This is a genomic window from Geodermatophilus sp. SYSU D00698 (assembly GCF_054050335.1).
Genome location: NZ_JBJGZD010000028.1, coordinates 1 through 13,689 on the forward strand (window position 1 = coordinate 1; position 13,689 = coordinate 13,689).

12 protein-coding genes are annotated in these 13,689 nt (G+C 70.6%); 6 read left to right on the forward strand and 6 right to left on the reverse strand.

Annotated elements, in window-relative coordinates:
* Window positions 1-231 (reverse strand): hypothetical protein (locus ACI8AB_RS20010; protein WP_456951553.1); only part of this gene is annotated, 231 nt, incomplete at its 3' end.
* Between the two features lie 178 nt (window positions 232-409).
* On the opposite strand from ACI8AB_RS20010, the gene ACI8AB_RS20015 reads away from it, so the two are divergent.
* Complete coding sequence (locus ACI8AB_RS20015) at window positions 410-913, forward strand: hypothetical protein (RefSeq protein WP_456951554.1); 504 nt, start codon at window positions 410-412, stop codon at window positions 911-913.
* Between the two features lie 7 nt (window positions 914-920).
* On the opposite strand, the gene ACI8AB_RS20020 is transcribed toward ACI8AB_RS20015, so the two are convergent.
* Window positions 921-2,288, reverse strand: a complete 1,368-nt coding sequence (locus ACI8AB_RS20020) for a glycosyltransferase family 2 protein (RefSeq protein ID WP_456951555.1) — start codon at window positions 2,286-2,288, stop codon at window positions 921-923.
* A 273-nt stretch (window positions 2,289-2,561) separates the two neighbouring features.
* On the opposite strand from ACI8AB_RS20020, the gene ACI8AB_RS20025 reads away from it, so the two are divergent.
* Both ACI8AB_RS20025 and ACI8AB_RS20030 read left to right on the forward strand, forming a co-directional pair.
* Complete coding sequence (locus ACI8AB_RS20025; protein WP_456951556.1) at window positions 2,562-3,551, forward strand: glycosyltransferase family 2 protein; 990 nt, start codon at window positions 2,562-2,564, stop codon at window positions 3,549-3,551.
* Window positions 3,552-3,570: 19 nt separating this feature from the next.
* On the forward strand, window positions 3,571-4,938 hold the full coding sequence (locus tag ACI8AB_RS20030) for a hypothetical protein (RefSeq protein ID WP_456951557.1): 1,368 nt from the start codon (window positions 3,571-3,573) through the stop codon (window positions 4,936-4,938).
* A gap of 68 nt (window positions 4,939-5,006) precedes the next feature.
* Here the strand turns inward: ACI8AB_RS20030 and ACI8AB_RS20035 are convergent, their stop codons facing one another.
* Entirely contained in the window at window positions 5,007-6,083 is a 1,077-nt protein-coding gene (locus ACI8AB_RS20035; RefSeq protein ID WP_456951558.1) for a glycosyltransferase family 4 protein, read from the reverse strand.
* A 37-nt stretch (window positions 6,084-6,120) separates the two neighbouring features.
* Entirely contained in the window at window positions 6,121-7,455 is a 1,335-nt protein-coding gene (locus ACI8AB_RS20040) for an NAD(P)-binding protein (RefSeq protein ID WP_456951559.1), read from the reverse strand.
* Window positions 7,456-7,706: 251 nt separating this feature from the next.
* Between ACI8AB_RS20040 and ACI8AB_RS20045 the strand changes: the two genes are divergently transcribed.
* Window positions 7,707-9,110: an oligosaccharide flippase family protein gene (locus ACI8AB_RS20045; protein WP_456951560.1), complete on the forward strand. Its 1,404-nt coding sequence runs from the start codon at window positions 7,707-7,709 to the stop codon at window positions 9,108-9,110.
* Between the two features lie 120 nt (window positions 9,111-9,230).
* Window positions 9,231-10,274, forward strand: coding sequence for a glycosyltransferase (locus tag ACI8AB_RS20050; RefSeq protein WP_456951561.1), 1,044 nt, complete (start codon window positions 9,231-9,233; stop codon window positions 10,272-10,274).
* Here the strand turns inward: ACI8AB_RS20050 and ACI8AB_RS20055 are convergent.
* A complete protein-coding gene (locus ACI8AB_RS20055) occupies window positions 10,271-11,128 on the reverse strand; it encodes a glycosyltransferase family 2 protein (RefSeq protein ID WP_456951562.1) in 858 nt (285 codons plus the stop codon). The genes ACI8AB_RS20050 and ACI8AB_RS20055 overlap by 4 nt on opposite strands.
* A 172-nt stretch (window positions 11,129-11,300) precedes the next feature.
* Between ACI8AB_RS20055 and ACI8AB_RS20060 the strand changes: the two genes are divergently transcribed.
* Entirely contained in the window at window positions 11,301-12,392 is a 1,092-nt protein-coding gene (locus ACI8AB_RS20060) for a glycosyltransferase (RefSeq protein WP_456951563.1), read from the forward strand.
* On the opposite strand, the gene ACI8AB_RS20065 is transcribed toward ACI8AB_RS20060, so the two are convergent.
* Window positions 12,379-13,482, reverse strand: coding sequence for a glycosyltransferase family 4 protein (locus tag ACI8AB_RS20065; RefSeq protein WP_456951564.1), 1,104 nt, complete (start codon window positions 13,480-13,482; stop codon window positions 12,379-12,381). The two genes, ACI8AB_RS20060 and ACI8AB_RS20065, sit on opposite strands and share 14 nt — an antisense overlap.
* Window positions 13,483-13,689: the final 207 nt, after the last annotated feature.

Here is a 13,689-nt window from a genome sequence, read left to right on the forward strand (position 1 = left end):
GCCGGGCGCGGATGCCGGGACGCCGGCCACCGGTACGCCGGCCTCGCCCGGTACGGGCACGCCGGCCACGGACGCGTCGACCCCGACGACCGGCACCCCGACCACCGCCACGCCGACGACCGGCACGCCGACCACCGGCACGCCGACCACCGGCACGCCGACCACCGGCACGCCGACCACCGGCACCGCGACCACCGCCACGCCGACCACCCGCACCGCGACCCCCGGCACGCCCCCCCCCCGCCCCGCCCCCCCCCGCACCGCGACCTCCCGCCCCCCGCCGCCCCCGCGCCCCCCCCGCCCGCGCGCCCCCCCCCGCCCCCCCCCCCCCCCCCCCCCCCCCCCCCCCCCCCCCCCCCCCCCCGCCCGGCAGGCCGGGGCCATGGGGGATGCCGGTACCGGAGCGGACATGGCCGTCCTGCGCGAGCCGGCGCTCGCGCTCGGTGGCTTCGATCCAGCGCTCGACGTGGGCACGCCGACCGGCGGCGCCGGGGACCTCGAGATGTTCTTCCGTGTCGTCGCGGCCGGGCACACGCTCGTGTACGAGCCGTCGGCCGTCGTCCTGCACAGGCACCGCACCACGATGGCCGCCCTCCACCGCCAGCGTCGCGGTGACGGGACCGGCTCCTACAGCTGGTGGCTGGGGGCGGGCCGGCGGTACGGACGCCGGGTGTACGCCGGATTGCGGCGGCAGGCCCTCCGTTGGGCGGTGACGCACCACGGCCGCAACCTCGCGCGCACCCTGCTGTACCCGGAGCTGTGGCCTCCGGGACTCACCTGGGCCGAGGCTCGTGGAGCGGCCCGGGCCGCCACCGGGAGCCTGTATCGAGCCGCGCTCGCTCAGGCGGCCGAGCAGGCGGCCGCGCACCCCGAGGAACCGACGGCGCCGCCGTTGGTCCATCCGCAGGTCTGAGCGGGCGTCACAGTGGGTGGAGAACGGGTTCGTCCGGGTGCGCTGCCGCCTCCCGGCGGGCCTGGGCGACCGCCTGACGGTAGTAGCCGCGGGTGAGGGCGGCGATCCAGCCGCCTGCGGTGGCGAGCGTCAGGGACATGGGGCGAGCGCGCGGCCAGAGCAGGCTGCCGGCCAGCGTCCAGGAGGTGTTCTTGGCGAACCACCGGGCGGCGATGAGCTTCCACTGACGGTGGTGCGCAGGCCCGAGCTTCCGCCCTCCACCCACCAGCAGGCTCGCGCTCCCGGTCCCGTCGCTGCGTCGCTGGGCTCTGAGCTCGGCCATCGTCCGCCGGTGCCGGTGGCGGACCACGGCGGCCGGCTCGTAGACCAGTAGGTCCCCGGCGGTCAGCAGCCGGCACAGCGCCTCGAGGTCACCGCCACCGTGGGTGGGGGTCCCGACGTCGAGTGCCGGATCGAAGCCGCCGACGGCGAGGATGCGCCCCCGGCGGAACGCCATGCTGGCGCCGGTGCCGATCGCACCGATGTGGAAGACGACCCGCGCGGTGTCCCGCGGGTCGGTCGACTCCGCCTGCAGACGTCGCTGCCGGTAGCCGCGGCCGAAGCCGCCGGCCGCCTCGAACTGGACCTGCGCGGGAGTGGAGAGCTCCGCCGGGGTGACGAGGCCGGTGATCGCGCCCGCGTCCGGGTGGGCGGCGAAGGCCATGAGCAGCGCCTCGGCGTATCGCGGGTGGACCAGCACGTCGTCGTCCACGTAGGCGACCAGGGGCGTCCGGGTCTCGATGAGGCCCCGGTTGCGGGCCCAGTCGAGGCCACGCCGCGGCTCCCGCACGTACCGGGCCCGGGGATGGGACGCCACGACCTCGCGGGTGTGGTCGGTCGTGGAGGCGTTGTCGACCACCAGCACCTCGGCGACGTCGACCGTCATGCCGTCCAGGGCCGTCAGGCACAGCTCCAGGTCGTCGGGCCGGTCGCGGGTGCAGACGACGACCGTGAGGAGCGCTCCGTCCGCGGTCGCCCGCCACCGGTCGTCCTCCGCCGTGCACGGAGCGCGCTCGTCGGGCGGCCGCCCACTGCCGGGCGCGTGCTGTGCGAGGTGGTCCTCCACCGCCTCTGCCGCCGCCGCTCGGGCTAGCCAGGGCAGCTCCTCGAGGAGCGTCTCCGGGTCACCGGCCAGCGTCACCTCCGCCACGGGGATGCCGTGCAGCCAGACGAAGGCGTGCACGCCCTCGGGCGGTTCGGCGAACGGCGTCGACACCGGGCGGGGGGTCGCCGTCTCGGCGTCGAGGTCCACGTCGGCCACGACGAGGCACCGGAAGAGCCGGGAGGAGCCGGGACGGCGCATGCGTCGGCCGAGGCGCCGCACCTTGCTCAGCATCGTCGTCCCCCGTCGGACGGTCGCTCACCCACCGGCCCGTTCAGGCGGTCGACGCCGATCATGCCTGGTCTGCCCACCGAGGCGGCCCGGTCACCGGGGGGAGCACACCCCTCCGGGTCACCACGGGAGGCCGAATGCGACGTCAGCGCGTCCCCGCTCCCGCTTCGGGCCTACGCTGCGGGTCCAGGCCAGACGGCCCTGGGATGCGGTCGTCGCACGTGCCGAGAGGGAGGGACCCGTGCCGAGAGATCGAGCCGTCCCGACGACTCGGCCGTGAAGCGGCTCAGCGTGGTCGTCACCAACTACAACTACGCGGACTACGTCGCCACGGCCGTGGAGAGCGCTCTGGCTCTCCGCTGGGACGACGTCGAGGTGGTCGTCGTGGACGACGGCTCCACCGACGACTCGGCCGAGGTGCTGCAGCGCTACGCGGATCGCGTCACCCTCCTCGCCGGCCCCAACGGTGGTCAGCGGGTCGCCGCCAACCGGGGGTTCGCCGCGTCCACCGGTGACGTCGTGGTGTTCCTCGACGCGGACGACGTCCTCCCCCCGGAGCTGCCGGAACGGCTCGTGCGCGTCTGGGGTCCCTTGGTCAGCAAGGCGCAGTTCCGGATGCAGCGGATCGACGCGAGCGGTGTCCCCTTCGGGCGGCCCTTCCCCGAGTGGCGGCCGGTGCCCACGCCCGCCCAGATCCGGCGCTGGGCCGAACGCACGTCGGCGTACCCCACTCCTCCGGGATCGGGGAACGCCTACGCCCGGTGGTTCCTGGATCGGATCTTCCCGCTCGATCCGACCACCGGGCGCGCCGCTGATTCCGGCCCCCTCGCCGCGGCGCCGTTCCACGGTGACGTCGTCACCGTGCCCGACGTGGCGGTCGCCTATCGCAAGCACGGCAGCAACGACAGCGACGTGCTCGCCGACGACGACCGGCCGGCCCGCGAGGTGGAGCGGGCACGGGACCGGTGGCGCTTCGCCCAGCGGTCCCGCGGGGTCTCCGACGCCGAGATCGACGAGCGGCCACTGCGCCGGAGCCGCGAGCTGTTGCAGTTCCGGGTGGCGGCGGCCCGCCTGACGCCGGGCGAGCGCCCGTTGCGCGGTGACGGCCACCTGCGGTTGCTGGCCGACGTCCTGCGGTCCCCGCTGCACCCCGGCCCCGAGCGTGCAGTCGCGCGTCTGGTCGTCGCCGCCTGGTGCCTCGCCGTCCTGGTCGCCCCAGGGCGGTTGGTCCGGTCGTTGATGCAGCTCCGCTGGCGGCGCCCGTGACAGCGCAGGAGGAGGCGGAGTGACCGGCCTGACCATCGTCACGGTCGCCGTCGTCGTGTACGGAGTCCTCAACCGGCGCGGTTACGGGCGGGCTCTGGCGCTGGGCGCGGCGACGCCCACTGGCGCTGCCGTGGTCGTCGGCGCCGTCGCCGTCCCGACCTTCTACGCGGTCGCGATCGGTGCAGTCGTCGGCGTGGTGCTACGGGTCCTGCGGGACACGCGCACGCCCGAGGACGGTGCGCGGCTCCCTGTTCCGGGGAGTCGCGCATTGGTACTGCTCGTGGTGGTCGGTGTGCTCGTCACCCTGGTCGCACCACTGCTGTTCAGCGGGCTGGAGGTCGAGGGACCAGCCGGCCAGGACGAGTACCTGGCGGCTGGTGTACTGACCAAGTCGAACATCGCCCAGATCGTGTACCTGGTGCTCAGCGTGAGCGTGGTCGCCTACCTGGCGCGCTCTCGATGGGCGGGACCGCAGGTCGTTGGCCTGGCCGCTTGCACGACGACACTTCTGTGTTTGTGGAGTCACCTGCACAACATCGCGGGGGTGCCCTTCCCCGAAGGATTTTTTGACAATTCGCCGTCCTTCACCATCATCGAGACGCTGCCAGGGGGAGCACCACGGGTTCGAGGGATCTTCTCGGAGCCGTCGGGACTGGCCAGTTCGTGTCTCGTCACGATCGCCTATTGTCTGTCACGGATGCGAAGTGTGGGTGGATTGCACAGGTTTGCCCTCTTTACCGTGGCCGGTGTGGCCATGTATCTGGGTTCTGTCTCCACGTCGACGACCTTCCTGGTGGCCGGGCTCGCGCTCGCCGCAGTCGCCATGGTCGTCGCCGTGGCAACAGTCCTGTTGCGGCAAAGCAAGTTGAGCCGGACGTCCGTAGGTGTCTTGTGTGGCGGCATCATCGCCGCTGTTTGGGTGCTGCCCACACTCGCGAACACGGTGGGCCAGGAACTGGCGGACAAGGTGGCCTCCTCGTCTTACGCCGACCGATCGAACTCGGATTCGGAGTCCTATCGGGTGTTCCTTGACACTTACGGCTTTGGTGCTGGTCTCGGAGCCAACCGTGGATCTTCGTTCGTGGCCACGCTGCTGAGCACTGTAGGACTGATCGGACTCCTCCTCCTGATCGCCGCGGTGGCGTCCATCGTGAGGCGTAGTTGGTCCGTTCTCAGTGTTCGGCCAGCCGTATGGGCGCTAACCGCTGTCCTCGCCTGCAAGGTGGTGGCAGGACCTGATCTGTCCGACAGTGGCGGCATCCTGTGGCTGTCGCTCGGGGTGTTGGCGCACGCGGCGCTGCACGCGGCGGCCAGAAGTCAACAAGTCCGACCCCCATCGACCGTCGCGCAGAACCCAGTTGTGGGTGGTCAGCGCCAGATCGCCTGAGAGCGACATCCATCGACGTTCAGGTGTCGGTCTTCGGTCAAAGCTGGGGCAGGTGAATCGGTTGCGCGCTAACGGGCGTTCGGGCGCTCCCGACGGGCCACTGACTCGTAGACGCCCTGGTAGTCCTGAGCCATGCGTTCGACCGAGAATCGCTCGGCACCTTTCGCTGCTCGATCTTGCCATAGCGCCAAGGCGCCTGAGTCCGTCATGAGGGACTTGAGAACCTCCGCCATGCGCGCGACGTCAGCAACCGGCACCAACTGACCCGCCTGGCCGTGGTCTAGGACCTCAGGTACCCCCCCTACCGCCGTCGCGACAATGGCGCATCCCGCCGCGCGCGCTTCCGCGAGACTCAACCCAAAGGGCTCATCCAGCGACGAAGACACGAAAATCTGCGCTTGCTCGAGCAACCTCCATGGTGTCAGCGACGGGCCCAAGAAGTGCACGGAACCGTGGAGGCGGAGTTTGTCGACCATTGCCTCGAGGGCTGGTCGGTCCGGGCCTGATCCGACGATGTTCAGGTGCCACTCAGGCGCGAATGGCAAGGCAGTCGCGAAGGCGCGCACTGCATCCCCAACCGCCTTGCGGTGGTGCAGGCCAGACAGAGTCATGACGCACGGGACCGACACTTCGGTGATCTCGTGCTCATCGTCCAGGCTCTCACGAGGCGACGAGACGGAGCCGTTGAGGACGGTCCTCACCTTGTGAGTCGGATAGCCGCGTCTCAGAAGCCGGTGGCGCTCAGCTTCACTCACAGCGACAACGACCCTCCCCAGACGCATCAACCCGGAGTGCCGGTCGAAGGAGTTGTGCATCGTGGTGACCAGCGCGGCTCCGGTCACCTTCGCAACAGGGAACGCCAAGACGGCCGAGGACATCATGTGTGCGTGTATGATGTGGGGCCGGAAGCTGCGAGCGATTCGTATCAATGCCAGGGCAGCTCTCGCTGCGGACCGGGCGTTCGTCGCCTCGGGAACGTCGACGACCTCCACGCCGTGGGATTCGAGTAGCGCGTTGTAGGAGCCGCGGGTGCTGGCGAACGTGACTCGATGGCCCGCGTCGGCCTGGGCGCACGCCAAATCCACGGCGACATGCACGTGCCCGTTGCCGCGAGCGGCGTGCTTCAAGACATGCATGATCTTCATCGCCGAGCAGACCCCTGTCCGTACTCGTTGCTTGGCGTCATTGCCCTAGATGGCGACGCAAGGCGGCCTCAGCTTCGAGTGTCGATGCTCGCGCCGTCGGTTGGTACTGGAAGGCCCCCTGACGCCCGAGCGACTCCAGGCCGAAGGCCCGCAGGGCACGCACGCCTTCCCGGGCGCGGTCGCCGCTGCCGTGCGTGTAGATGGGATAGGCGTTCTCCAGCACGTGACCTCCCTCGAGCCTGAGGTCGCCCGCGAACAGGCCGTTGGCACGTGTGTGGTCCAAGAAGTTCCGCTCCCCGCGCTCGACGGAATCGCCCACCCGCTCACCGATCACCTCGGCGGTGAAGAACTGCCGACCGCCGGCTTCGCCGTAGAAGTCGGAGTAGACGGTCACCCGTTTCCAAGCGCCCTCGCGGGAGAAGTTGTAGAGGATCGTCGGCCCGAAGCCACGGTCTCCCTGGAAGCTGAAGAAGAGGCTGACGAGGGTCACTGTCGGCAGGGGCTCGAGACCGGACGGCTGCAACCCGCACAGAGCGAGGGCCCGCTCGACGGGGATCGTCGATACCAGCCGCAGGGTCCGCAGGACGCCGCCATCCGTCTCGACCTCGAACACGTCGCCGACCCGACGGACGGCTCGCAGGTCCACGCCGAGCCGGAAGCCCACACCACGGTCCTCGAGCCTCCGGACTGCCGGCTCATAGAGGTAGCCGTACCCCTCGCGTGGGCGGGCGAGCTGACGGTTGTGGCTCGGTGGTTCGGGCGAGCCGGTGCGCGACCGCACCACCCGACGGACGAGGTTGACCGGACTGGCCTGCTCGGCCAGCCAGGCCAGCCTGTTGTGGGCGAACTCTAGGTCGATGTCCTCCGGTGGGAGGCCGCACAGGCGCTCCATGTAGTAGCCCAGGCCGGAGCGTTCGACGAACCGTGAGCCGAGGAGGTGTTCGGTGAAGTCCCGGACGTTCCGCTGACGGCGCTTGCCGAGCCGGCCGGCCACGGCTGACGCCCCCATCCGCAGGCACTCGACCGGTCCGGCCGCGAGGACGTCGTCGCTGATGGAGAACGGGTAGTGCGTCACCACACCCTGGGGGTTCAGCCGGGCCCAGCTGGGCTCGATGGGGACGTACCTCGCGAGGATCTCCGGGAAGTGGGTCAGCAGCGGGGAGTCGTCCTGGAAGATCAGGCTCCCGATGTCGAACGTGTAGTCACCGATCGAGCGATCGATGTGGTTGCCGCCGACGTGGTCGTACTCGTCCAGGACCACGACGTCCTGCGCTCCCTCGTCGAGCAGCACGGAGGCCGACACCAGGCCGCTGATGCCGGCGCCGAGAACGATCACGTCTCGGGTCGAGTCGTCGCCCCGGATGGGAGCCATTCCACCGTCCTCACTCGAACGACTCATACCCGATCACGTCGACGGGCGTGCCAGCACGGCTCGTCACCCTACCCACGAGGTCCGGAGGCACCTGGCCGACGGAACGAGAGGAGCCCCATCCGGGGGATGAACAGCAGTGGGACCGGTCTGACCGGACCACTCCTCGGACCCTCTGTCATCCTGGCCATGACCGATGACGGGGGCGGCCACCGACAGCACTGTGGTCGAGGCGATCTGAGTGGAGAACCTGCTTGGCGACCACCACGGGGGAACCACCGACGTTCCGCCGCGCACTCGTGCTGATGACCGCGACCAGTTTCCTGGTGCCCGCCGCCGGTGTGCTGACTGCGCCGATCCTCGCGCGAGCCCTCGATACAGCCGGCCGCGGTGAGTTGGCAGCCGCGCAGGCGCCCGCGGCGCTCATGCTGGCCGTTGCCACGCTGGGCCTGCCGGATGCCCTCACCTACCACCTCGCCAAGCGTCCGGGGCGGACGCGAGCTGGACTCCTGTGGGGAAGCCTGATCACGAGCGTCCTGGGCATCTTGTGCGTCCTCGTGACGTGGGGTGCTCTGCCGTTCTTGTCGGCAGGCGCGCGGGAACTCGGGCGCTTGATTCTCCTGGCCGCAGCGCTGACCATTCCGGCGCTCGTCGTCGGGGTCTTCAGGGGCGCGGCTACGGGCCGGCAGATGTGGGGAGCGGTCGCGGCTGAGCGTTTACTCACGACCGTGGCTCGGGTCGGTGGACTCGTCGTGCTGTGGCTGCTTGGCGACTTGACCGTGCTCACCGCCCTGCTCGTTGGCGCGCTTACTCCCGTGATCGCAGGTGCCGCGTACTGGCGCCTACTTCTCCCCGGACCCACCGATGCTGCGGGGAGGGTCTCGAGCACCCACTTCGTCAGAGAGTTGACGTCCTTCGGCAGCAAGGTCTGGGTGGGTTCCATCGCCAGCATGCTGCTGGCGCGCATCGGCCAGATCTTCATGGTGCCGCTGTCGAGCGTCGAGGATCTGGGTCTCTACACCGTCGCGAGCACCATCTCTGACGTGCCGTTGATCGTTGCCCTCGCCATCCAGAACGCACTCTTCGGCGTGAACAGCAAGACGACTGACGCCGGGCAACTCACCGCGACAACTCGGGCCACCCTGCTGGTCGGTTTCGGGGGCTGCGCCGCTCTGGGGGCCACGCTCCCGTTCTGGTTAGGGCCTCTGTTCGGTGAGGCATTCACCGCAGCGACAGTCCCGACGTTGATGCTGCTTCTCTCGGCGGTGCTGTGTATCCCTGGTCTGCTTGCCGCGTCAGGCGTCGCTGCGTGGGGACGGCCCGGGCTCCGCAGCCTGGGGCTTGGGATCACCTTGGTGGTCAACACGATTGCGTTCGTGGTCCTCGTGCCCCTTTTCGGTGTCTACGGAGCCTGTTGGACGAGCATCCTCAACAACGTCGTCCTGACGACCTTTATGGTCGTCGCAGCCTCACGGGTCATGGGTGTCCCCGTCGGCGACTTCGTTGCCGTAAGAGGCGCTGACCTCCGGAGGGTGCAGGCAGAGGCTCTCCGGCTCGTGCACCGGTTCGTGCCCCGTCGCCTACGTCGGTGGCGCAGCACCGGCACATCGATTCCTTCGTCGAATGAGGTGCCCGTCAATGCAGAGGAGCGCGGGTGACGCCTGATCGCCCCACCTCTCCGGGGCATACAACCGACAGCATCGGCTGACGCGTTGGACGGCTGATGGGAGGATCAGCTGACTGAAGCAACGTTGGTAGCGACGACCATGGGCGGGGCAGTGGCGAGCATCTCGGTGGTTATGGGCACGTACAACGGAGAGCGGTACGTCGAGGAGCAGTTGAACACCATCCTCGAGCAGTCCCTCAGGCCGGCAGAAATCCTCGTCAGCGATGACGGCTCCACGGATTCAACGCTCGACATCGTGCAGAAGGTGGCCGCGGCAACCTCGGTGCCCATCCGTGTGCACCAGAACACCGAACGACTCGGGTTCGCCGACAACTTTATTCGAGCCGCGGGGCGCGCCAAGGGCGAAATCATCGCCTTCAGCGACCAGGACGATCGTTGGTTGCCGAGGAAGCTGCAGGCTGGCTCTGAAGCGCTGAACCAGGAAGGTGCAGTCCTGTCGACGCACCGGGTCCGATTCATCAACGGCGAAGGCCAAGTCGTTCCTCCGGAACGCCTCTCAGAGCCCGGGTTCGATGTGGTCGAACCTCTCGTCGGCAGCCCGTGGGGGAACTTCTATGGCTTCACGATGATGTTCCGTGCCTCTCTGCTCGAGCAACTCCCCACGAGCGAGCGAGGCATGGACGTCCACTCGTTGGACAAGCCCTTGTCGCACGACCGGTGGGTCTACTTCCTGGCGACGACTTTCGGCCGCACCGTCGTCCTCAAGGAGGTGCTGGCGGAGTACCGCCAGCACAGCGGCCAGTTATACGGTGGTGAGGTCGGCCGCTCGATGAGGCAGCGTATCGAGACGAAACTGGTCAACGGCCGCTCTCAGAGTCTCGACCTCGCGGAAGTGGCGACGTATCGGGCCGAACTCCTAGAGAGGCACTCAGGCACGGGGCTCGCCACCACTGCGGCGGTGAGATGGCGTGATCTGGCCAGTTACCTCGAGAACTCGGCGAAGCTATACGACGACGACCGAGGTCGGTTGCGGCGTCTCGGGCTTTTCGCCTCGGCAATCAGGAGCGGTGCTTACCGTTCACTGGAGCACGGCGGTCTGGGCAGAGAGCGCCTCGCCGAGGATGCGGTCATCCTGGCCGCCAAGCTGCTGCCTCAGCGTTTCCGAACGACGTTGGCTAGTGGCCCTGTGGCTTAGACGTCCAGGTCGAGAATTCGCTCTGGCATGAAGCGGCGGCGGAGGACGTCGCGGACGGCGAGCAGGTTGCCCCGCAGCCGTTCCCGTCGCCAGTCCGCCTCGGGGCCGCGGACGGCACGGACGGCGTTCTTCCCGACCCGGGGGAGCGTCTCGTAGACGGTCAGCCACAGCGGGAAGCTGCCCTTGTGGTGCAGGTACGCGGGGTTCATCACCTGGGAGTAGCCGAGCCGCCCGTGCGCCGTCCGGCCGCCGGACTTCACGCCGCGGTGCACGATCACGCAGTCGTGTACGCGGGCCACGGTGCCGTGGCGCATGCAGCGCCGGGCGAAGTCGTGGTCCTCGAGCCAGGAGTAGAGCGGCAGCCGGGGGTCGAATCGCTCACCGGCGACGGCGTCGGGCCGGAAGCCGAAGTTGCAGCCGTAGAGCTCCCGCCTCCGCTCCCACTCGCCGGTGAGCGGCTCACCGCGGGATGCGGCGAGAGCGGCGTCGGCGGCCTCACGGGTGATGGCGTCCCCCGTGGCGCCGTCGAGCAGTACCCGTCCGGTCAGGGCGACGACCTCGGGGTGGGTGTCGAAGAAGGCCACGCCCTGCTCGAGGAAGTCCTCGCGCACCACGGCGTCGTCGTCGAAGCAGAAGACGTGCGTGGCTTCGGGGACGGCCGCCAAGCCGGCGTTGCGCTGAGCGGCCAGGCCGCGGTCGTGTACCACGAGCGTCCCCTCGGGCAGCGGCTGCGGGGGGAGGCTGGCCTGGTCGGGCACGGACACGACCAGGGTGAAGTCCTTCACGGTCTGGCGCTGGAGGTCCGCAATGACCTCGCCGAGCAGCTCCGGCCGGCCGGCGGACGCCAGCACCACCGCGACCCGATGATCGAAGCTCGTCGGCCCGGGCACTCGTCCTCCGTCGTGTTGGTCAGGCGAGGGAAGCCCCTGACGGGGGCCTCGGAAGGGTAACCGCAGGTGAGCGACCCCCGCCGTCGACCGTCATCATGTGCGGGTGCCGGACACCCCAGGAGACAGCCGCCCGCGCGTGACCCTCGTGCACGAGCGGTTCACCGAGTACGCCGGCTCGGAGATGGTCGTCGAGCAGTTGGCCCATGAGTGGCCGGCCGCGCCGATCCTCGCCCCGATCGCCCGTCCCGGGGTCCTGCCGGCGGACGTCGCGCCGCGGGTCCGCAGCACCCGCCTCAGCCGGCTGCTCCGCGGCACCACCTACGCCCACCTGCTGCCGGCGCTCCCGGTCGCGATGGGCCGGCTCCCGGTCCCGCCGTCCGACGTCGTCATCGCCTCCCACCACGCCTTCGCCACCCAGGTCGTCCGGGCCACGACCGCGCCGGTGGTCGCCTACGTGCACAGCCCCGCCCGCTGGGTGTGGGACCCGGCCATGCGGGCCAACGAGGCCGGCGGCCGGGTGGGTGCCGCGGGCCTGGCCGCCTTCTCCGCCGCCTACCGGCCCGTCGACCTGCGCGCCGCCGCCCGCGTGCACACGCTGGTCGCAAACTCGCGCGCCGTCTCCGACCGGATCCGCGACTGGTGGGGTCGCGACTCCGTCGTCGTGCACCCGCCGGTGGACACCGAGTACTACCGCCCCGACCCAGAGGTGCCGCGCGAGGACTTCTTCCTCCTCGCCGGCCGGCTCGTTCCCTACAAGCGGCCCGACCTCGCCGTCCGGGCGGCCAAGGAGGCCGGCGTCCGGCTGGTCGTCGCCGGCGACGGCCGCGCCCGCGCGGAGGTCGAGGCGCTGGCCGGCCCGGACGCCACCTTCGTCGGCCGGGTCGACGACGACGGGCTGCGCGACCTGTTCCGCCGCTGCCGCGCCCTGCTGATGCCCGGCGTCGAGGACTTCGGGATCGTCCCCGTCGAGGCGCAGGCGTGCGGCGCGCCCGTGCTGGCCATCGACGCCGGGGGAGCACGGGACTCCGTCGTCCCGGGACGCACCGGCGAACTGGTGCCGGTCGCCCCCGCCGAGGACGAGGTCGACGTCTGGGCGCGCGCCCTGGCGTCCTTCGACGGGGCCGCCTACGACCCCGCCGGCATCCGCCGGCACGCCGAGTCGTTCTCCCGGGCCCACTTCCGCCGGGCCATGGCCGACGTCGTGGAGAAGGTCCTCAGCTCCCGCTGACCCGGCCGCCCAGCACCGCGGCCACGGTCTCCTCCGCCACGTCGTCCCAGGTGCGCCGCGGGCGCGCCGGCGCCTGCGGCCGCGGGCGGTCCAGGTGGCGCAGCGCCGCCCCGGCCCACCCGTGCACGTCCTCGGCGGGCAGATGCTCGGCGTCGTCCCCGCTCACCTCGACCAGGGCGGGGTCGAGCGAGGTCACCAGCGGCGCACCCAGGTCCAGCGCCTCGACGGCGGGCAGGCCGAAACCCTCGGCCAGGCTCGGGGCCAGGACCACCGCACAGTGCTCGTAGCACCAGCGCAGGGTGCCGTCGTCAACGCCGGTGAGCTGGACGATCGAACCCTCGGCGAGCAGCCGCGCGTGGTCGGGCCCGTAGGCTTCCGTGCCCCAAGCCGGCGGGCCGACCAGCGCGAGCACGGCGTCGGGGCGTTTGCGGACGACCTCCGCCCACGCGGAGACGACGACGGCGACGTTCTTGCGCTTCGAGGCGTCACCGACGACGAGCGCGAACCGTCGCCCCGCCAGCGCCTCGACGGGGACCGGCGTGCTGGCCAGCAGTTGGGGGCTGGTCGTCAGCGGAGCGACCGCCGCACGGGGCGCGAGCCGGGGATCCCACCGCAGCAGCCGGTCCCGGGTGGCCGCGCTGACGCAGACCAGCGTGTCGGCCTGTCGCAACGACGCCGCGTAGGGGCGGCCGAGCAGCGTCCGCTTGGGCAGCGGGAAGTCGTCGGGACGGTCGAACAGCAGCAGGTCGTGGACGGTGAGCGCCGTCCGCGCCCGCGTGCCGCTGGGGAGGAGGTGCTTGGCGCCCTGGACGACGTCGAAACGGGACCCCAGCCGCCGGCCCAGCGTGTAGCGCTCCCACACCGGCAGCAGGGGGTCGGGCACCGCCGGGTGGGTGAGGACGCGGTCGCGCCCGCCTGCGAGCTCGGCCAGCGGCCCCGCCGCGGCAGGGGAGCCGAGCAGGTGCAGCTCGACGTCGTCGCGGCGGGCGAGGGCGCGCGCCAGCTCGACCGTGTAGCGGACGATGCCGCCGCCGCGCAGGGTCGGCGGGACGTGACCGGCCATCAGCAGCCACCGGGTGGGGCCGGTCATCGGCCGCGCTCACTCACGGCCCCAGCCTCACACACCTGAACGGGGACCCGCGTCAGTGCCAGTCGGTGATCGGTGTAGTGCCAGCAGGTCGTCAGAGGCAGGGGCATCACGGTGGGCGCGGGCAGGATGCTGCCAGTGACGATGATCATGCGTTCAACCAGTTGCGTGTCACACAATTGACGTCGGAGGGCTTCCGTGAGGGGAACG

Coding starts and splice junctions, on each gene's coding strand:
- ACI8AB_RS20015 (WP_456951554.1), top strand. CDS start 410: ATGGCCGTCCTGCGCGAGCCGGCGCTCGCGCTCGGTGGCTTCGATCCA.
- ACI8AB_RS20020 (WP_456951555.1), bottom strand. CDS start 2,288: ATGCTGAGCAAGGTGCGGCGCCTCGGCCGACGCATGCGCCGTCCCGGC.
- ACI8AB_RS20035 (WP_456951558.1), bottom strand. CDS start 6,083: ATGAAGATCATGCATGTCTTGAAGCACGCCGCTCGCGGCAACGGGCAC.
- ACI8AB_RS20040 (WP_456951559.1), bottom strand. CDS start 7,455: ATGGCTCCCATCCGGGGCGACGACTCGACCCGAGACGTGATCGTTCTC.
- ACI8AB_RS20065 (WP_456951564.1), bottom strand. CDS start 13,482: ATGACCGGCCCCACCCGGTGGCTGCTGATGGCCGGTCACGTCCCGCCG.